Origin of the sequence: Agriterribacter sp. (assembly GCF_035497235.1) — a bacterium.
GTDB lineage: Bacteria > Bacteroidota > Bacteroidia > Chitinophagales > Chitinophagaceae > Agriterribacter.
The window spans coordinates 1-19,213 of the sequence record NZ_DATJEB010000003.1 but is presented as its reverse complement, the minus strand read 5'-3'; the positions used below and the strand labels follow the sequence as shown (position 1 = coordinate 19,213).

16 protein-coding genes are annotated in these 19,213 nt (G+C 40.0%); 1 reads left to right on the top strand and 15 read right to left on the bottom strand.

What is annotated here, in order from left to right:
* Position 1: 1 nt before the first annotated feature.
* The 15 genes from VL121_RS00255 to VL121_RS00185 all read right to left on the bottom strand — a co-directional run bounded on the left by VL121_RS00255 (position 2) and on the right by VL121_RS00185 (position 18,365).
* Positions 2-553, bottom strand: a complete 552-nt coding sequence (locus tag VL121_RS00255; RefSeq protein WP_325400970.1) for an MT-A70 family methyltransferase — start codon at positions 551-553, stop codon at positions 2-4.
* A gap of 18 nt (positions 554-571) precedes the next feature.
* Positions 572-3,037, bottom strand: coding sequence for a TraG family conjugative transposon ATPase (locus VL121_RS00250; RefSeq protein WP_325400969.1), 2,466 nt, complete (start codon positions 3,035-3,037; stop codon positions 572-574).
* Complete coding sequence (locus tag VL121_RS00245; protein ID WP_325400968.1) at positions 3,037-3,387, bottom strand: DUF4133 domain-containing protein; 351 nt, start codon at positions 3,385-3,387, stop codon at positions 3,037-3,039. Before VL121_RS00245 ends, VL121_RS00250 begins: the two co-directional genes overlap by 1 nt.
* A gap of 5 nt (positions 3,388-3,392) precedes the next feature.
* On the bottom strand, positions 3,393-8,930 hold the full coding sequence (locus VL121_RS00240) for a helicase-related protein (RefSeq protein WP_325400967.1): 5,538 nt from the start codon (positions 8,928-8,930) through the stop codon (positions 3,393-3,395).
* Positions 8,931-8,949: 19 nt separating this feature from the next.
* Positions 8,950-9,384 (bottom strand): hypothetical protein, encoded by a 435-nt coding sequence (locus VL121_RS00235; protein WP_325400966.1) that lies wholly within the window; start codon positions 9,382-9,384, stop codon positions 8,950-8,952.
* Between the two features lie 9 nt (positions 9,385-9,393).
* A complete protein-coding gene (locus tag VL121_RS00230) occupies positions 9,394-9,699 on the bottom strand; it encodes a DUF4134 domain-containing protein (protein ID WP_475364167.1) in 306 nt (101 codons plus the stop codon).
* A 36-nt stretch (positions 9,700-9,735) separates the two neighbouring features.
* Positions 9,736-10,203 (bottom strand): hypothetical protein, encoded by a 468-nt coding sequence (locus VL121_RS00225; protein WP_325400964.1) that lies wholly within the window; start codon positions 10,201-10,203, stop codon positions 9,736-9,738.
* A 336-nt stretch (positions 10,204-10,539) separates the two neighbouring features.
* Positions 10,540-11,388 carry an RteC domain-containing protein gene (locus VL121_RS00220; protein ID WP_325400963.1) on the bottom strand — a complete coding sequence of 283 codons (849 nt, stop codon included), beginning with the start codon at positions 11,386-11,388 and terminating at the stop codon, positions 10,540-10,542.
* 151 nt (positions 11,389-11,539) lie between these two features.
* Complete coding sequence (locus VL121_RS00215) at positions 11,540-12,136, bottom strand: Crp/Fnr family transcriptional regulator (RefSeq protein ID WP_325400962.1); 597 nt, start codon at positions 12,134-12,136, stop codon at positions 11,540-11,542.
* A gap of 500 nt (positions 12,137-12,636) precedes the next feature.
* Positions 12,637-13,836 carry a GAF domain-containing sensor histidine kinase gene (locus VL121_RS00210; protein ID WP_325400961.1) on the bottom strand — a complete coding sequence of 400 codons (1,200 nt, stop codon included), beginning with the start codon at positions 13,834-13,836 and terminating at the stop codon, positions 12,637-12,639.
* 104 nt (positions 13,837-13,940) lie between these two features.
* Positions 13,941-14,666 (bottom strand): LytR/AlgR family response regulator transcription factor, encoded by a 726-nt coding sequence (locus VL121_RS00205; RefSeq protein WP_325400960.1) that lies wholly within the window; start codon positions 14,664-14,666, stop codon positions 13,941-13,943.
* A complete protein-coding gene (locus VL121_RS00200; protein WP_325400959.1) occupies positions 14,659-15,768 on the bottom strand; it encodes a sensor histidine kinase in 1,110 nt (369 codons plus the stop codon). The genes VL121_RS00205 and VL121_RS00200 overlap by 8 nt, the downstream gene beginning before the upstream one ends.
* 36 nt (positions 15,769-15,804) lie before the next feature.
* Complete coding sequence (locus VL121_RS00195; protein WP_325400958.1) at positions 15,805-16,944, bottom strand: lysophospholipid acyltransferase family protein; 1,140 nt, start codon at positions 16,942-16,944, stop codon at positions 15,805-15,807.
* Positions 16,931-18,097, bottom strand: coding sequence for a site-2 protease family protein (locus tag VL121_RS00190; protein ID WP_325400957.1), 1,167 nt, complete (start codon positions 18,095-18,097; stop codon positions 16,931-16,933). The genes VL121_RS00195 and VL121_RS00190 overlap by 14 nt, the downstream gene beginning before the upstream one ends.
* Before the next feature lie 115 nt (positions 18,098-18,212).
* Positions 18,213-18,365 carry a hypothetical protein gene (locus tag VL121_RS00185; RefSeq protein WP_325400956.1) on the bottom strand — a complete coding sequence of 51 codons (153 nt, stop codon included), beginning with the start codon at positions 18,363-18,365 and terminating at the stop codon, positions 18,213-18,215.
* Positions 18,366-18,880: 515 nt separating this feature from the next.
* Between VL121_RS00185 and VL121_RS00180 the strand changes: the two genes are divergently transcribed.
* Positions 18,881-19,213 (top strand): hypothetical protein (locus VL121_RS00180; protein WP_325400955.1); only part of this gene is annotated, 333 nt, incomplete at its 3' end.

Here is a 19,213-nt window from a genome sequence, read left to right as displayed (position 1 = left end):
TTTACTCCCGTATAAAGTAATTTGGCTCATCCCCAAATTGTTCCCACAAATCCCTTTTCTCCCTGCTAAAAACATCAATCTTTCTAAGCTCCGGATACAATCGTTGGATCATTTCATAAGCGAAGTCCGGTTTCCTGCTATGCTCCCTTGCTTTTTGCGTAAATACAGTTCTGAAACTTCCCCGCGTTTCTTTTGCAACAGGAAGCAGATGTGGCTTATAATACCAAATCAGGTATTCATGGGAAAACCGCACAGTGAAAGCGGGGGCAACTCCATTGGTCTTATCCCAGATAAACCGGCAATGTCTTTTATAATTCCGCTCCTTCATATAACCTTCACACTCCAGCAAATACTGTTCAATGGTCCACATAAAAACACAATGCGGGTTACCAGCATTAACAAATATTTCCTTATCCAATAACCTAAAAATTTCTTCCGTTGATAGAGTGCTATAGTTTAATTCCCTGGTTTGATTCGGTCTTATTCTTCGCACTCCACCTTTCTTTTTTTTCCATGGCAGATCAATTACTATTATTTGAAATCGTTGTTTCAAGCCTGTAATTTTTAATACCTAATTCCTGTTTCTGATTTCCTCCGCCAATGCCGTAATCCCCTGATGAATACTACCGTACTTTTTAGCGTATTGCATCAGTTTTACTTTTTCCGTTTCTTCCGTTGTGTAGGCTAAATACTCCTCGGGGGATACTTCAGTCCTGTAAACCCTCGATAGCATACCACCCAGCGAGATAAATACTTCCTTGTACTTACGGGCAGGATCATTAGCCTTATTGACCGAGAGCACCAATGCCTTTTCTTTTTCGGTTAGCCCTAATAATTCCTGTATCTGATCGAATTTGTTTTGATACTTGCTTTGATCCAGCAATATTTTGCAATCACTGTTATTGATGATGGCTTGCTTTACTACGGGTGAGGAAATAATATCTTCTACTTCCTGTGTTACCACGATGGCTTCTCCAAAAAACTTCCGGACTGTTTTGAAAAGGTATTTGATGTATTCTGCCATGCCTTCTTTGGCAATAGCCTTCCAGGCTTCTTCGATCAGTATCATCTTGCGAATCCCTTTTAGCTTTCTCATTTTGGAAATAAATACTTCCATAATGATCAGGGTTACTACCGGGAACAGAATGGGATGATCCTTGATGTTATCCAGTTCAAAGACGATAAAGCGCTGCTGCAATAAATCCAGGTTCGCCGTGGCATTCAGCAGGTAATCAAATTCGCCACCTTTGTAGTAAGGACGTAACACGTAAAGAAAGTTGGTAACGTCAAAGTCTTTCTCTTTTACTTTATCTGCTTCCAGTATGGCGACGAATTCTTTTTGCAGGAACTCATAAAATGAATTAAAACCAGGGAACAGGTCTTTATTCTTGTCAAGATGATCATAATAGGTTTGCAGGGCATTGGACAGGGCAACATATTCAGAGCGACCGAAGGTTTCATTGTCCTTTTTCCACAGTGCGAGCAACAACGTCTTGATGCTCTCTTTCTTTTCCGTGTCCAGTGTATCCCCATCGCCGATATAAAATGGATTGAACCTGATGGGGCTTTTTTCTGAGTAAGTGAAGTAGTATCCCTTCACCATATCGCAAAGCCCTTTATAACTATGCCCGACATCTACCAGCACCACATGCGTTCCCTGTTCATAATAACTGCGCACCATATGATTGGTGAAAAAGCTTTTGCCTGAACCAGATGGCCCTAAGATGAATTTGTTTCTATTAGTACAAATGCCCTTTTTAACCGGCTCATCGCTGATATCCACATGTACCGGCTTTCCTGTCAGCCGGTCGCCCAACCGGATGCCAACCGGACTGATGGAACTTCTGTAATTGGTTTCTAAATTCAAAAAGCAACAAGCCTGTTCTGCAAATGTGTCAAACGTGTCATTCATTGGGAAATCAGCAGCATTTCCTGGTATGCCCGCCCAGTGGATCTGCGGCGCCCCCGACAGCTCCTGCTTCGGTACCGCATCCATCTGGGCAAGGGCACTTGATACCAGGTTTTTTGCATCCTTTAGTTTTTCCTTTTCATCCGTCCATATCAGGATATTGAAATGCGCCTTAACCGGTAATCGCTGCTGGCTGATCGCTTCGTTTAAAAAATCATTGGTCGCATCCCGGCTGATGGCATTTTCCCTTGAATAAGCCGATAAGGACTGAAGCCTGAGCCTTTTGCTTTCCAGCCTTTTAATCGTTGCCTGTGCATCATCTACAAATACATACTGGTTATAGATATGATTGCACGGAAGTAACTGCCCTAATACAGATGCAAACCCAATGCTGAATTTTGTTTTATCGGTACTATACTTATCATAGTTGATGCGTGAGCCACATAATGCGGGTAAATCCACCGCATCTGCAAGAGTGTACAACTGGCAATGAAGATTGCCCACCCTGAAATCATCCTTAAAACTGATGTCTTTGATCAGCAGGTCGCTGCTGCTATCGGATAGAAAGCAATACCTTTCAATTAACCCGGCTTTATTTTCCTGGCTTTGTAGTTCATCATCAGTCAACCTTTTTAATTGCACAAATCCGCTGTCTTCCAGTATGCGTTTAAATTGTCCGCAACTATCTAAAAAATCCTGCAACAGTTGTGGCTTCAATGTTTCCTCGGGTATAATAGAATTACGCAGCAGGGTAGAGAATAAAGAACTTGATGCTTTCCGGTTAGCCGGTTTTTTGGTCAGCATAATATAACAGCGGTGATCCAAATAGGGCCGTTCATTAAAGAATCGTTCACTGCTCATGGATAAAAAGCTGGTGTCATCTCTTGAAAAGTCCGGGCTATATTTACTTTCAATGAACCAATCCTGCTTATGGAAAATAGATTGCCGGGGCAGTACTTTGATAGCTTTGATCCATGCCTGGTGAAACGCTTCATATTCCTGGTCAGATAGTGTGAAAATTTCAGGCAGCGTCACCTCGTAAGCTACTGTTACATCACCTGTTCTGGAGAGGATGCAATCATGCTCGACACCTTTGATGGGTAAAATAGTATGAAGATTTTTTTCCATTAATGATGATGTTTTTTTTGAAATGAAGTACCGGCTTTGATTTGCTGAAATATTTTCCTGCTATTGGATTTTACTTTTCCGGGGATATTTCTTTGTGCGATTTTTTTCAGCATGCCATATTCGCCATAGGTGTTGCTGAGCTTATAGATATAGTTAAAGAGAAACCCACCAACGACCAGTATAATACCCAGGCAAATGAAGGTGTTTATACCGGTGATATACATCACTGCGAAAAATATCAGCAGTCCGATCAATCCGCCTCCGAGATACCAGATGTATTGTGCTTTTAAACCTTTGAACTCAATGCTTTTATTGATTCCTTTGTTGATATTATAGACACTGTTTGCCATCGTTATTATAGTTTAAACCTGTTAGCCCTTCTTGTTTTTTGTTCAATCACTTGTTCCTTCTTCAATCTCTGCTTGCCATCCGACATTTTTATGACAGGCGCTTCTTTAATAACTTCTGTCGTTTGCAGTTCTTTTGAACTACCCGGCTCATCATCTCTTTGTTGTTGCTGCTTCAACTGGTTCTCTTTTATTTTAAGGGAGATATCCCGCTCCAGCCTTGACACCTCCTGCTTCAATGATTTTAACTCTTCTTCTCTTTCAAATGGTTTGACGATAAGCTTTTCAAGCACCGGCATATTCATATCAATCTCTGCCAGTTCTTTCCCATATTGTTCCTTTATTTTCACGACCCTGTCAAGTGCATTCAGGAAATGACGTGCAGCAAGCTTTGGATTATCGGCAGTCGGGTGTCCCTGGTTGTAGGTGTATTTAATGCCTCCCTCTTTACTTTGTATATAAAAGGAATTGTGATAGCGATAGCTGAATAATCCGTTATCTTCAAAGCCTTCCTGCTGCCGGCGTATGCAACAATCAAAACCATAGAGGCTACCGATCCTGCGATCAATCAGGTGTTGCTCCGGCGGTTTCCAATGCAGATAAAGATCAATGATAAATTTCCCTGTCATTTCAGGATCTGCACTATTGAGCCCATCCAGCTTCAAAGGATTTAACTTGCTTCCATCTTTATCATATAATAGCTGCTTTTTATAATCGGTTTCATCAGTACTTAGCTTGTAAAGAATAGAGCTTTTGGATTCGTGATCATTACGTAATCTTTCCAGGCTATGCCTTGAACGGGTTGTCTCTTTGAAATGAACGGAACGAAGGCTTTCTAGTACGGCAATCTTTCTTTCAAGCTTTGATTTTTCGAGCAACGAGATATCACCGGATAGAATGGCGATGTATTCTGAGAAGTTCATCCCTGTTTTTTCATCCATGGCGCCTTCATCAATTGTCCGCACATTCAGTTGGCTGTTCTTCATCTGGCTGATAAAAGTTTGTTTATTCTTCAGCAGATTAAATTTGTAATTATCCAATGATTGTTCTACGGCATAGATGAAACTTTTCACTTCATTGTTGTAATACTTTTTAGCAACCTGGTTACCTTGCCTTGCGCCACGTCCGTTGCGTTGTTCAAGCTCGGCAGGTTTCCAGGGAATATCAAGGTGATGCATAGCAACTACCCGCTGCTGAACATTCAGGCCCGTTCCGGCTTTTTCTGTGCTGCCGACAAGTATCCTGATATGGCCGCTATTCATTTTACGGAAGAGTTCAGGCTTTTTATGATCTGACCAGTCATGGATAAAGCTTATTTCATGGGAAGGAAGGTTAAACTCATTCACCAATTTTTCTTTGAGCGCATCATAGAGGTTGAACTCATCTGGTTTGGGTGTGCCAATGTCAGAAAAAACAATTTGAGTGCCCCTGTGCGCTACAGTTTCATGATAAATATGAACGAGTTTCTTCGCACAGGTACTGACTTTATTTCCCGGATCATCGTCATAGCGGTTACTGTTAATAAGGCGCATATCCGCTGCCATTTTTTTAGCATAATTAGTAGCGATCAGCATCCTGCCTTTGTCTTCTTCTGTTGTTAATGGATGCCTGCCAATCAATGTTGCATCGCCGGTTTTTGCAAACGCCATCAGGTTCCTGATGAATGTCTTTTGTTCTTCAGTAGGCCTGATGTTCACTAATTCTTCTGCCAAACGTGGTTTATCCAGGTTGATATGTTTGGCCGTCTTATAATCGGTGATTTCATTGTAGAACAAAGCCAGCTCCGGCACTTTGATAAAATGGCGAAAACGTTCCTTCGCTATAATTTCATTGGTAACAGAAAATTCAAAGTCTGTTGTTTTCTTTGCAAACACTGCTGCCCATCCGTCAAAGTTTTCAATACACTGACGTTCCATTTCACGGGGACGCAGATATTTAAAAAAAAGGTACATTTCCGTCAGGCTGTTTGAAATAGGGGTACCGGATAAAAAAGTAACGCACAGGTCAGTCTGAAACCTGTCTTGTAATGTGCGGACGGCAAACAACATATTGAGTGCCTTCTGGCTTCCTTCTATGTTACCAAGTCCGGCCACCCGGTTATGCCTTGTGGTAAATGTGAGATTCTTGAATTTATGAGCTTCGTCTACAAACAAATGATCTATACCCAATTCTTTAAAATTGATGTCGGTGTCTTTTTTTTGTTCGATCTTATCCAGTATTTGCTGCAAGCCCGCTGAGAGATTATTTTTTCTTACTTCCAGTCCCTTCAGCATTTTTTTGGAAATATCCCCACCCAGGTCTTTAAGTGTCGCAAGATCACGTTCCAGGTTCTCCAGTTCTTTTTCAAAAATTCCTTTTTGTATTTGGGGCGATTGCGGGATCTTTCCGAACTGGTCATGTGTAAGTATGATGCAATCCCAGTTATTATTTTTGATCGCATGAAATAAGCTTTGTCTTTTGGCGGGCGAGAAATCACTTACACCAGGGAAAAGGATTTTTGCAGATGGGTAGGCTTTCCGGTAAGTATCTGCAATTTGCGACACATTTGCTTTTAAGGCAATGATTAGCGGCTTATGCAGGATGCCAAGACGTTTCATTTCATGAGCTGCAATTATCATGGTAAGCGTCTTACCCAGCCCCACTTCATGATCTACCAATGCACCCCTGTTTTGCAAAATACGCCAGGCTGCATTTTTTTGAGAATCGTACAGATCAGTAATGCCGAGTGCCTGTTTATCTAAGCCGGGAAAACTTAAATGTTTGCCATCATATTCCCGGAGTACATAACAATTATAAATAGCATTATATAAATTTTCAATCTTCTTTTTTTCCTCTGCCTGCAGTTCATTTAACCATTCTGTAAAACGGGTACGTATGGATTCAATTTTTTGATGGGCGAGCTGCGTTGCTTCGTTGTCAGGAACACGGATGTTTCTTCCATCCGGGACTTCTACTTCATACGTGAAGAATGGAGCTGTGTTTTCCAATGCATGTTCCAGGATAGCATTGCCATACATAGGTTTCCCATTGCGGGGTGTTACCGCATATTCTATAAGGACCTTGGCGTTCTGTTTTTCAACCGTTATTTTGAAACTATCAATAGAAGGGAAATAATGGACATTAATGTCCTGCTCAAATAAGTGGGAAGCAAACTGGGTATAGTATTCAATGGGTATCCAGCGTTCTCCCATGTTGAAATCCAGTAGCTCAAAAGGGATTTTTTCCGGTTGTACTTTGATAAGAGCTTCCAGGCTTCTGTTTATTTGAGTATCCCCGGGGTTTTGTGCTGCAATTTTTTGGGCACCCTCTAGTTTGGCTACTACATTACCACTTAAATACTGGTCAGCGGTTTCCCATTGGCCGGTGGAAGGATTCAGGTATATATGCGATGATAATGCTGCAATGGCTTGCGCATCCGTATTGCCGGTAGCTTTGGCAATAAAATCAATTTCTACACGGCCCCTTTCATTTAAACAACGTGCCAAAGCTTCCAGTGGGTCATCAGATATATAGGTTTCCTGTTTTTTATGCAGGAATTCATAAAATATATCTGCTTTTTCATATCGCTCACCATTTTTACGCTCCAGTGAAGACAGTGTAATAAACCCCAGCGCATCATTTAACAGGTGTTTGCGGTTGCCTGGTTGATTGAGCCAACCATTTTGAGAGTAAAATTGCTGGTAAGCCTGATTAAGCTCTTCCCTTAATACGCTGAATTCAATACCGGCTGCATTTTCCTTTTCAGATAACTCAAAATAGCAATCCCTTACAGTTATGTATTGCCGGTAGAAAGATGTGCTTTTCCCATTCATTAAAAACGCTTTGAATTCCGAGCGGTCATGATCCTGATCTAAATGATGGAGAGTGCCAGCCCTTTCCTGGTGAATTACCAATGTTCCTTCTTTATAATGAGGCTTTAACCCCGTGAAGTACTCTTGCTTGCCGGCAAGTCCCAGAGATGATGCAAAATATTTTTCCCCTTCATAACGGAAATCATGTTCGAATGCTTTTAGCTGGACTGATAATCTCTCCAGCTTGTTGCCCAAAGAGGAACCGTTCATCCAGTTAGCGGATAGCCCGATCTCTTTTACATTGGAGTGCAGCTTATAAATATAGAAAGGACTGTTTTTCCCTTTTGCAGTTAGCAAAACAATAGTTTCATGTTCGGGATGCTCCGTTGTTTTGACGATGCCTGCGATTCTTGCCGTTTGCTTTTGCACTACGGATGTATCTGCTTCATTGATATATGCCATTGCACGATTGATATTCTCTACAGGTGCAGCATCAAATAACCCTAATTGTATCCCTGTATTGTCTGTTCTATTTTCAGGCAGTTCAAGAAAGGTCAACATGGCTCCTTGTTTGACTGATTCAATGTTTTCCTGCTGTTGTGATTTTTTAAATGCTTTGGCGTCAAATCTTCCTTCAAACCCTTCGCTGATAGTTGCGGATAATTTTCCGGCAATGCCGCTTATATCTCCGTGCTGCCATACCGTTTGATGCGCATGGCCATACTGATTTTTACCTTCCTTTATTTCACTGCCGCAAATACATCCGGGATGCAGGTCGATATATTGGTTAAGCTGATAAGTACCGAACTGGTTTTCCCTGGTTACGGTCTGAAGCAGTAATTGTTCTTCCGCGGATAGTTGTTGTTTCCCGGTGTTCTTTTGAACGACCAGTAAATGACTTGGCGCTTCGGTATTGCCGGTATCTTTCATCAGGTTATCGGGCATTACACTAAGGCTGATAAAATCAACACGGCTAAACAGGTATTCCCTGGCGGATTGATTGGACGGGTTGTTCAGAAATGCATCTGTGGTGATATAAGCGAGTAAGCCGCCATTACTTACCTTATCAATTCCTTTTGCGAAAAAATAATTATGGATTTTGCCGGAAATAGAGGGGTCGGTAAACCCGGGATCATAAACAGGAAAATTTCCGAAGGGGATATTACTGATAGCCAGATCAAACTTTTCATTCTCATGCAAAGGTGTTTGTTCCAGTCCACAGATATGCACTTTCGTTGATAGGGATAATCCCTTGCATAAAGCAGCTAATACTTTTCCGGTCAGGATGTCTTTTTCAACCGCTGTTACATTTCGCAAACCCTTACATGCACGTACAGCTTCGGTAATAAAAATACCGCTGCCAGCACTTGGCTCATACAAATTCCTTACAACAATATTTTGTTGCTCAAGTATTTCATAGAATGTTTTTGGAATGATCGCAGGTGTATAAAAGGCAGTTAAAACACTGTTGCGCAGAGATTCAATGATCGTCTTGTATTCGGGTTCACTGAATGAATCATGTAATAGCCGGTGTAACTGCTGGACACTATCATACAGTTTCATATCTGCATTGGTTGCACCAAGCTTAGACCATTCTTCTTTTATCCCTTCAGGATATAAAATGGCTTTGATACCGCCGAAACCACTGTAACGTTGCAGCAGTTTTATTTCCGGACCTGATGGAACTTTGTTTGTCAACCCAATACGGATCGCCGCAATATTATCATTTAGTTTATGTAGAGGATTATAAGCCACGTCTCAATTTTTTATTCACTTAATTACTTTGTAAATAGTCTTGCATTGCCTGTATTACAGTGTTATCTGAATTTTTATCTGTTTCATTTTCTTCATTAAACCCCAGTGTATCTAACAGGGGCTGGCAAAAAGCGACCAGGTTAGCCAACTCCAGAAGCAGTATCCCGCTCATACCGAAGCGTTCATAGTGGATGGGAAAATTTTCCTGGAGTAATAGCAAGAGATAATTAAACTTGGAAGGGCGCAGATCCAGCGTCAACACATCCATGCAGCTATCTTCAATAATATAAAGTGGTATGTCCGCAGCTAACAATTCACTGAGCAATGGCTCAACATGCTGAACCTTTTCGCGCAGGTAGTCAACATCTGCCTTTTCCATTTGCAGATGCAGCAACAGGTCAGGATTATTTATCCTGATATGCTCTTCTAATTTTCTTATTAATATCTCTTGCATAAAAGAAATTTAAACGCCGAAAAATGATTTGATGACAGTAGCCACGATCACAAGGAATACACAACTGCCAAACCAGGCGGCCGCCACTTTCCCCGTGTCGGGGTCACCAGAGTTCCACTTCTGGTATACTTTAACTGCGCCGATCAATCCGAGGACGGCACCTACAGCGTACATCAGGTTGGTTCCGGAATCAAAATATCCACGCACTTTAGTATTGGCTTCGTTTATCCCGGCATTACCATCCTGAGACATAGCGTCTATTTGCGATAATAGCAGCAGCGCTGCAATAGCTATTCTTTGTTTTATCCTGTTCATATTCATTGTATGTTTACTTATTAGAAATATATCTGGTTATCCCACCCATGCTTTTGCTAAATCAGCATCCGGGATAGGAATGTCAAACAGTTCTTTAATTTCAGATTTGATAAAATTGTTGATGGCATATTGGAAAGCCGTATCCTGCAGGTGCGGATAACTTCTAAGGAGTAATTGTATGCTCCTGAGTAATTCAGAAACAGGGTAATTATTGGCCGCAGATTTTTCAAACAGTTCTTTCAGTTCCCTTTTTAATTCATAAGTAGCGGGTAGTAAAACATCATCCTTGTTACGCTTTTCCTGTGAAGCGGATGCTGTTACATTAGTATCTTCCTCGCTGGTAGCAACGGCAGGCGGCTGCTTGCGTAGTTTTGACCCACTGTAACCGGAAACTCGTTTCTGAATATCTTTACGGTAATAAAGGATTGCGATAATGAGGTAATAGATAACTGCCAGAACTATTATGGCTGTCAGGTAAGTCTTCCATGAAATTGATGTAAACATTTGCAATAGATTTTCTACTGCAAATATGGGCGCACCAAAAAATCATTTTTCAATAGTTAATCCCGAGTCGGGAAAAATAAAATTTAAGGAATTGATCAATAGACGGATAGACTACAGAATAATTTTTTATGTATAAATACTTTGTAAAAGCCTAAAGAACAGAACACGTTGAAGAAAATTATTAAAAACACTATAACCGCGCATTGATTGAGAAACAATGACTTGTTTTTAAATTTCGATTTCATTACAAATTTTTAGTGATTCCTTTTCCATAGATGGAAAAATATTTTTTATTAACTATATTTTGCCTGTAAGTAGCATCCCGATATATGCCTTTTAATACCCTTCATCCGCCTCGTCCATGTGCTGAACCAGTCTTTCCTTTAATAAATCGAGGAAACTTGTTCTGTTTTTCTTGCGCATACGCATTTCCTGGAAAACATTATAAAAGTTTCCAAGCTCAATATTAAATACCTCTTCAAAACAGGCGATGATTTGTTTTACATCCGCTGTTGCCTTATTAAAAACACCCCCATCTTTTAAAGCATAGCTCAATTCGATCAATGCAACTTTGGAACCTGTCCACTGCAGCACGGATTTTTTATTGACATGAATTGTCGCCGGATCATCTGTTCCCTGGATTTCCGCGATGGCACGATTTATATAAATACGGAGAAGCTCATTGGCCTGAAGTTTGGCAAGCTTGTAACTTTGTATAGTGCTGAAACCGGGGTCTATGGTTAATGCCAGGGCATCCGGCAATAGCTGTATATCAGACCTCCCCCGTATGAAATAGGTTTCATCAAGATAAGTAGCGCCCATTCTGTAGTATTGATAAAGATCCCGGTTGTTATAAAAGAAGTGTTTTATTTTATGAAGTTGTACACGAAGATATTTCAGCAGGACTTTGTCACTGCCTGCAGGGCGGTTCGTTTCTATCCTGCAGACCTTTACGTAGTAAATGAACTGGCAATAGAACCTGGGTTGTACTTCCTTAAAGAAATGTATTTCTTCCGATGAACCGGCAAAAGGTTTTTGGAGAACATAAGATTTCAACTCGGTGATTGCATCCTGGCAAGCATTGATGCATTGCCTTATTTGCATAAAACGATGATGTTCCTCAGCAATGATCTTTTTCAATGCACCCTTTAGTTTATCATATAAGTCTGTTTCAAAAACTTGCACGATCTCATGTATTTATATTTCGATAATAGTAAAATGAGATGGACAGGTAACAGGGCTTGCTTATATAAAAATAGTTTGCAGATTAGTAATTTGTTTTGTGATTTGACTATAAATAGTCTCTTATGATTGTGAAATAGCAATAAAACCAGGATTATTGTTGCGGCTGGCAATGATTTGTTTTATGACCGGCATGCCTTAACCTGCTAAAATGATATACAGACATTCCCAGGAAGGAAGCGATAACTTTTGCAGGCACACGGTTAGCCAGGTCGGGGAAATGATCCAGAAAATGCCGGTAACGTTCCTCCATACGACGTATCCTGGTAATGTAATTATACCTGGACAGGAGTGTATTGTATTTTTGGGTTATTAACCTGCCGGTTAAATTAAATTCAGGATGATGCTCGTATATGCTGTCCAACTGACTGCGACTAATATAAAGTAGTTCACATTTTTCCAGGCACTGGATATATTGCCGGTTATGAGATTGCTTGTACAGGCTGACTGGTGACATAATAATATCACCTTCTTTCATAAACCAGGTGGTTATTTCTTCTTCCTCTTTGCCTTTTATGTAGCAATGAATCAATCCCTTTTTTATATAATAAACGTTTTGACATATTTTCCCCGCTTTAAGAAGATAGCTTTTCTTTTCAGCCTCCTTTTCTTCTACGATCCCGTAAAAATGATTTATCAGGTCGTGGCTCATGGGCGAAAATGCCTGCAGTAACCGGATTAGTGTAATCATGGGCAAGGGTTTAATTGTTAGATCAATTCATTCACACAAGGAAACACCTGGCGATTTGTTTATCGCGAATAGGTTTCATTTCTTGATTGCGTCGCGCTATAAATGCGTTTAATTAATTATTACAAGTGTCCTTTGAAATGCTACAACAGGCATTCGTTGCTAACAACAAATGACAATTGCAGGGCTGTAGGCAGTATGTATGGAAGCTTGGACACTCGTTAATCCAGGGGAGCCATTCTGAAACTGCCAGCTCTTTTCTTACTAACAGGTAGTAAGACGATTAGAAAATTACTATAATCTTCACTGAAATCAAATGAAACGGGTGACTAATTTATTTTATTTGATATAGCGTAATCAAACTGCAAGCATTTAATAAGGATAACCACTTATATGCATCATGTGCATAGGTGTTTGCAGATGATAAGCTGACGCAAAAAGCTAACATTTAAAAATCGGTAATAAAGAAATATATATAAATTGAAGGGGATAGGACTTTCACTTTATTGCAGCATAACAGAAGGCAATTGCACCACAAACCTGGCGCCCGGTTCATCCTTGTTATTTTCCGCCCATATTCTTCCTCCGTGTGCTTCAACCAGGAACTTCACTATAGATAATCCAAGTCCGGTTGATATTTCACCGCCGGTTGGTCGTGCACTAAGACGCATAAAAGGAAGAAAAAGATTTTGCAGGTCATCGCCTGATAAACCCGGGCCCTGATCACTTACCATCAATATTGCAATTCTATCTTTTTCTGTTAATGATATGGATATACTTGTACCTGGTGGTGAATATTTAATCGCATTATTGATAAGATTGTCAACTATTTCTGAGAGACGGCTTTCATCTCCCAGGATTAAGGGGTTGCTATTAATATTTACAAAAAGCTTTTGATGCTTAGCATTCGCCAATACAAGATTAGATGCTGCTACACGACTAACGATAGCTGTGAAATCAACCTGGGAATACTTTAAACGAATTTGGCTCGTAAGCCTCTTCGCTGACTCAAGTAATTCATTAATCAAAACAGTCATTCGTTTACTGGCTCTTTCAATGCTGTTGCCCAACTGATGAATCATTCCAGGTAATGCTTTGCTTTCCTCTTTGATAAGATTAGCAGACATCAGAATGGTAGCAAGCGGGTTTTTTAAATCGTGAGCGGCAAAGCTAAGCACCTGGTTTTGCTGAAAATTTGCTGTCCGGGCTTCCAGGCGCAGTTCCAGTTGATCAATGAGTATTTGTGCAAGATCTTCTAATATTTGCTTTTCTTCTGCTGAAAGCGTTCGGGGTTTTTTATCAATAATGCATAAAGTACCCAGATTATAACCATCCCGGACCTGTAATGGAACTGCTGCATAAAACCGTAACCCAAATTCACTTGCAACAAGAGGATTTGATAATGTTCTCGGATCGGAAATAGCGTCTTCGACTATGTATAATTCATTAGAAAGAATGGCCGAGGCACATAAGCCAGGCTCGCGGTCTATCTCATTAATATCTATTCCATATTTTGATTTAAACCAAACCCTGTCTGTATCAACAATTGTGACAATTGCAATAGGTACTTTAAGAATATTAGCTGCTAATCTTGTCACCCGGTCAAAACAGCCATCAGGGGGAGTATCAAGAATATTATATTTTTTAAGAACGGCAATCCGTTCAATTTCCTCTTTTGTTTCCTGCCAGGTTGAGCTCTTCATATCTTACAACTTTCGGAGAGGTGATAGATAGCCGAATTTAAATCTTTTAAACCTGAATTGTTATTTCTTTATTTGCCATACGCCAAACCAATAATATTTCTTATTTATTTATTACCTGTCCGGATCAAAAAATCTTCCCGGTAGTGGTTGCTTACAGGGATACGCACCGGCGTCGTTTTCAATATTAACTCCCCGCCCCGGATCTCACTGATCTTTTTAACGGCTACAATGTATGAACGGTGCACCCGCATAAACTGGTCGGCAGGTAATAAATCTTCCACTTCTTTCATCGTATAATGGGCTATTATTTTTCGGTTTGCCTGATAAAATGTTACATAGTTGCGCAGGCCTTCTATATAATCAATATCGTTAAAATCAATTTTAATCATCCTTCCCTTGTTTTCTGTCTTTACAAACACATAATCCTTTACAACGATATTGTGTATGGGTAAAAGAGGAGCGGATAAACTAACAGCAACCCTCTGCACCGCTTTCACAAACCGCTCAAATTCCACCGGCTTCATCAAATAATCCACGGCTTCCAGGTCATAGCTTTGCACCGCAAATTCAGAAAATGCCGTGCAAAATACCACTTTGGTCTCGGGGCTGATGATTCGCATTACTTCCAGCCCGCTCATTTCGTCCATTTGAATATCCAGGAAAACAACATCAGGCTTTTGTTCTTTTATCATATCAAGCCCGGTAAGCGGATTGGTCGCCGTGCCCGTTAATTCCAGGTCGGCTAATTGTAGCCGACTCATTCTGTCAATATAAAATTGAATTACATCAATAGCAGGTTGTTCATCGTCAATTATGGCACATTTAATCATAGTGGATAGCGTTTATAGTTAATTCAAAAGTGTAAAAATCCTCTTCATCTTCTACCTTAGTAAGATACCGGCCTTTAAACGAAACATCCAATCGCCTGCGCAGGTTGGAGAGACCGATCTTGTAAGATGATATTTCGATATTATTTTTTTGCTTCCTTTTTTTATTACGGCAATAGAAGTAGAACTGCTCAGGATGAAACACCACCTTTATCTGCAAAGGGTTACCGGGGTCTTTTAAGTCGCCGTATTTAAAAGCATTCTCTACAATGGTAGTTAACGATAGAGGCGGTACCATCTGTGAGCCCGCCTCACCTTCAATGCGGTAATCAATAACTTTAGCTGAAGGGAATCGCATTTCATTTATTTCAATCAGGGTTTTAAGATTATCCAATTCCCGTTGCACCGGGACCTTATCACTTTCAAACTGTATGCTGTCCAGAGAATAACGCATCATCTCAGACAACTTCCTGATATTGGCAGCAAGCATTTCTGAATGAGGCAATGCCTGTGAAAAAAGCACATTAAGTGTATTAAGCAAAAAATGCGGATTGATCTGCGAACGGACAAAAGCATTTTCATACTGTAACTTTTCCTGCTGCGCCTTTAACTCCTGCTGTTTTAATAGCACGTTCTCCAGTTCCTGCTGCATTTTCTCATTTTCAGTTATTCTCAGCTTTCTTTCATTTTTTAAAAGCAGTGGAATGATATAATACAGGGCAGCGGAAAAGAACATGTAAAAAAAGCCCCATATCGCTTGTGACAGGAAAAGCCCGAAATCAGAATCTAAAAAAAGTACGATCCCATTCCTTGGTAAAAACCAGTACACATAAAAATAGCCAATACCAGACATCGTAATAAAAACAACAACGAAAACGGCAACACCTACGACAAACCTTTTCGCTTTCAGCAAGTGGAAACAAGCAAGGCTGACATAAAATGTCAGGATATAAGGAATGAGTGCGGATACCGTATCTGTAATGGTTACAGTAGGTGTGGAAAGCCGGTGGGTCAGGTTCATTAAAGCCCCGTACATAAACCATCCGGCAAGATGCAAGCCGATAATTAGTTGTTTGTTCTTGCTTTCAATGAGTAAAGCAGCCATAAAGTAGTATTTGAGTTGAAGTCTTTTAGACCATGATCAGGCAAATACAAATACTTCCTTTTCGTAAAGCTGATTGAATAGCCCATCACTGATGTTTCGTTTTAGAACCGGGTTATCAAAACAGGCAGATAACAAGGCATACAGACTATTGTCTATTGGGTAGGAAATATAACCAGCTTTCTGGAATAAAAAGTAGTTTTGCTCTTCTCTAAAAATACCAAATCCGGATGAATTAAAACGAAATTGATCGCTGTCGGCGGGTATTTTTTTATGCGTGTTGCAATGTGTACTCATTTGATGTACAACGCGGGCTACCTTATGAAGATATAACCAGGATTCCCATTGACTGGGATATTTCCTGATGAGAGGAGCTACCAAGTCATATAGTTGTTGTGTTACTTTCATTGAAAATTCTGTCCGGCCGGTAATAGTGTCAGGATAAATTGGATTGAAAAACTTTAACCGTATATCATTGAGTGATTTTCTATAGGATGCAACGGGAATTATGGGTACTCCTGTTGCATGAGACAGGTAGGCAATACCTTTTCTGGCAAAGATCTGTTGCTGAAGAAAATTAATGGTACAACAGTTCGTATTATTAGTCGTGTTAGTTCCTGATCCTGTATTGCCATCAATGTATAATAACAGGCTCCTTCCGCCTTTCAGTTCTTTTAGCATACGTAAACCCGATCCCGGAGCTTCCGCGTCAATCAGGGAAAATTTGTCTATCCTGTTTTCTCCGGGCAATTGTTTATAAAGACCGGTAAACAGTTTGCCGGATTCTTCAATCACTTTACTGGCAATGACCAATGAATAGGGAATATTATGTTTTGCCAGGAAAAGATTGATCGCCCTGTATGAGCCCATATGAAAAGTGCAAATAATAGAAGGACGGCTTCTCAATATTGTTTCAGTATTGCTATCAAGATTTTCATAGGTTATGTGCTCCAATACTTCAAAAGACGATTGTTCCAGCATGCTTAATTGCTGGTACAGCAGGATATTTACAAAAATCTCTTCATGCTTTTTAAAAGGAATTGACGGTAAATAATTATACAGCCCCGCGCTGACAATATTAAATTGTGCATTCAGGGCATCGTCCTGTTTGATCTTTACCTTAGTGGCAAAGTTGTTAATCAGTTCATCCCTTTGTTGAATGTAATTACCTGGTTTCATGGCGAAATATTTTAAAGGTTTGATAAGCGGATTTAACGAGTAATAGAATTGCAAACAATAATCCTGCAATTCCAATAGATAGTTTGATTATGTTACTATAGGTGGCCGGGTGCTCCATTGAAATAATATCCGGCAAACCTGAAAGCTGTTCTGCCAGGAACCTGATGAGATAATATCCCAAAGACGACCAGAACAGGGTATTCAGAATAGTATATACTGCCAAAGCAGGGGAAACAGGAATGCCAACTATCTTTCCCGTTACTAATTTTGCCAACAGCCCTAACGATCTTGCCCGCAGATTCGGTAAATTGAACCAGTCAGAAAAAATCCAGTAACCATCAAACCTGAAAAATGGATTTAGTGAAGAGAGTATACTGGCTGAATTAATGATGACCAATAAAAGAAAAGCGGATTTGAGGGAAGTTGTATAAAACAACAAGATCAAAATGATATTGATAAGTAATTGAAAATATATTCCGCCGAGGTTTACAATAATCCGTTGGTTGGAGGGAAGTTTCCATATCGTTGTAACATTTGTATAGAATACGGGGTAAATAAAATACAACCCGATGCCTATTTCTTTTGGTGTTATCCCAAATCTCGATGCGGCAGCGGCATGCCCGGTTTCATGAGCTAAAATGATGAGTAGAAAAATTGCATATAGCATAAGCAGGCTGCTAACCGAAAAATAGGATGAAGCATGGCTATAGATTGCCAGAATCAAATATGGATCACTTTGCCAGAAAAAACATACAGTGGCGACTATAGATCCCACACATAAAACACCAAATAATTTTTGGATGAACAGGAAAGATAAAAGCCGGTAAAGTTTTCCCGCTTTTTTTTCAGGTACTATCGTCCGGCGAAATAAAATATATGATTGCGGGTGAACCGTGTTTTTACTTTTGACAGGATTTATCTTATCTATTGTTTTTGCAACTGCATCTTTCACATAATTACCGGTAAATGCTTCAGTAGCAAATTGAGTGTTTAACGTATCGGCGATATGGTCGTCTGATAAAACTCCCGTTTGCTTTTTTGTGAGAATATGGTACAATGTTTCACTGATGGTGTATATTCTTTCATCAATGGTTATAAGTATATGCCTTGACTGCCTTTTCTCCGGTACTACCTGTAATGTAAAATTGTGCATGGTAATGGTTATATGTTTTTTTAAGACAAATTGATGTGCACAAGAACCGGGAATCCGTTTACAAAAAAGGAATCCTTGCAGATTCCTGAAATGAAGCTGGCTATGTATCACTTCATTAATTCCCGGTTTGTGGTGGAAAGGGCGGCGTAGGGCCAATACAGGATGGGTTGGCTAAAACAGCGCCCAGTCCGGTAGATGACATTTCAAATCTTGTTTCAAGCTCTTCAATGCTGATCGCATTTTCGAAGATGTTTTTAGTCTTTTCCATTTGTTTTGATTTTAATGTGTATGAATTGTTGTGTACATCAACATTGTCTTTACACATCAAACCTCAACAGTTTTAAAAGCCTTTTAAAATCTGTTACACCAGCACTCATTTGCTGTATGCAGAATGCGGTATTGTCGTGCAAAACATATAAATAAAGACCTTAAGTTTTATGGGAAAAAAATATTTTTTTGGGGAAAGTAAAACGCTTGTCAGGCAAGACTTTCAGAATAAACGATTACACCAAAGCCGGTTTGCTCTATGCAGAATGCTGTTTGCTCTATGCGAATGAAGTTGATACCATTTTACTTTCGTCCACTGTTTTTTAATTTTACTTCCAGCCACTAAATGTTGCAGCAATAATATTCCCGGCATACAAGTACAGATCAAAGCAAAGACTGCCAGTCAAATCTTTTCCCCGCAAGCGCAACATTTATTTTTAGACAAGCAGATAGCTTTCATTATATCTTATGACTATGCAAAACCCAGTGCACCAATTCCCTCTAAATCCCTATCAAATGAAAGAAACAGATCTGAATATAAGTATTCCTGGCGGGAGTGACTTACGATTTACCCGGGAAATACCTGCGAGATTGGAGAGATACATAATAGAAGGCAGCCAGGTATTTACTGTGGAGAGCAGCTTTGGTAGTTTGCTGGTGCAGCTTGTTGACCTGCCCCATTATAATTTTCAGTATATTATACTGGATTGCAGGGAAGATATAGCATTAAGAAGGAAGAAGAATGGGATCGGACTGAAAATGGATATTTCCTTGCAAAATACAATGGATTGGGAATATCGAGGAATAGATGATGCAAGACTGGGAGAAAATTATTGCAATATTTTCTAC

Coding starts and splice junctions, on each gene's coding strand:
- VL121_RS00235 (WP_325400966.1), bottom strand. CDS start 9,384: ATGCAAGAGATATTAATAAGAAAATTAGAAGAGCATATCAGGATAAAT.
- VL121_RS00230 (WP_475364167.1), bottom strand. CDS start 9,699: ATGAACAGGATAAAACAAAGAATAGCTATTGCAGCGCTGCTGCTATTA.
- VL121_RS00185 (WP_325400956.1), bottom strand. CDS start 18,365: ATGGAAAAGACTAAAAACATCTTCGAAAATGCGATCAGCATTGAAGAG.
- VL121_RS00205 (WP_325400960.1), bottom strand. CDS start 14,666: ATGATTAAATGTGCCATAATTGACGATGAACAACCTGCTATTGATGTA.
- VL121_RS00225 (WP_325400964.1), bottom strand. CDS start 10,203: ATGTTTACATCAATTTCATGGAAGACTTACCTGACAGCCATAATAGTT.
- VL121_RS00190 (WP_325400957.1), bottom strand. CDS start 18,097: ATGCACAATTTTACATTACAGGTAGTACCGGAGAAAAGGCAGTCAAGG.
- VL121_RS00215 (WP_325400962.1), bottom strand. CDS start 12,136: ATGATTACACTAATCCGGTTACTGCAGGCATTTTCGCCCATGAGCCAC.
- VL121_RS00250 (WP_325400969.1), bottom strand. CDS start 3,037: ATGGAAAAAAATCTTCATACTATTTTACCCATCAAAGGTGTCGAGCAT.
- VL121_RS00200 (WP_325400959.1), bottom strand. CDS start 15,768: ATGGCTGCTTTACTCATTGAAAGCAAGAACAAACAACTAATTATCGGC.
- VL121_RS00195 (WP_325400958.1), bottom strand. CDS start 16,944: ATGAAACCAGGTAATTACATTCAACAAAGGGATGAACTGATTAACAAC.
- VL121_RS00210 (WP_325400961.1), bottom strand. CDS start 13,836: ATGAAGAGCTCAACCTGGCAGGAAACAAAAGAGGAAATTGAACGGATT.
- VL121_RS00245 (WP_325400968.1), bottom strand. CDS start 3,387: ATGGCAAACAGTGTCTATAATATCAACAAAGGAATCAATAAAAGCATT.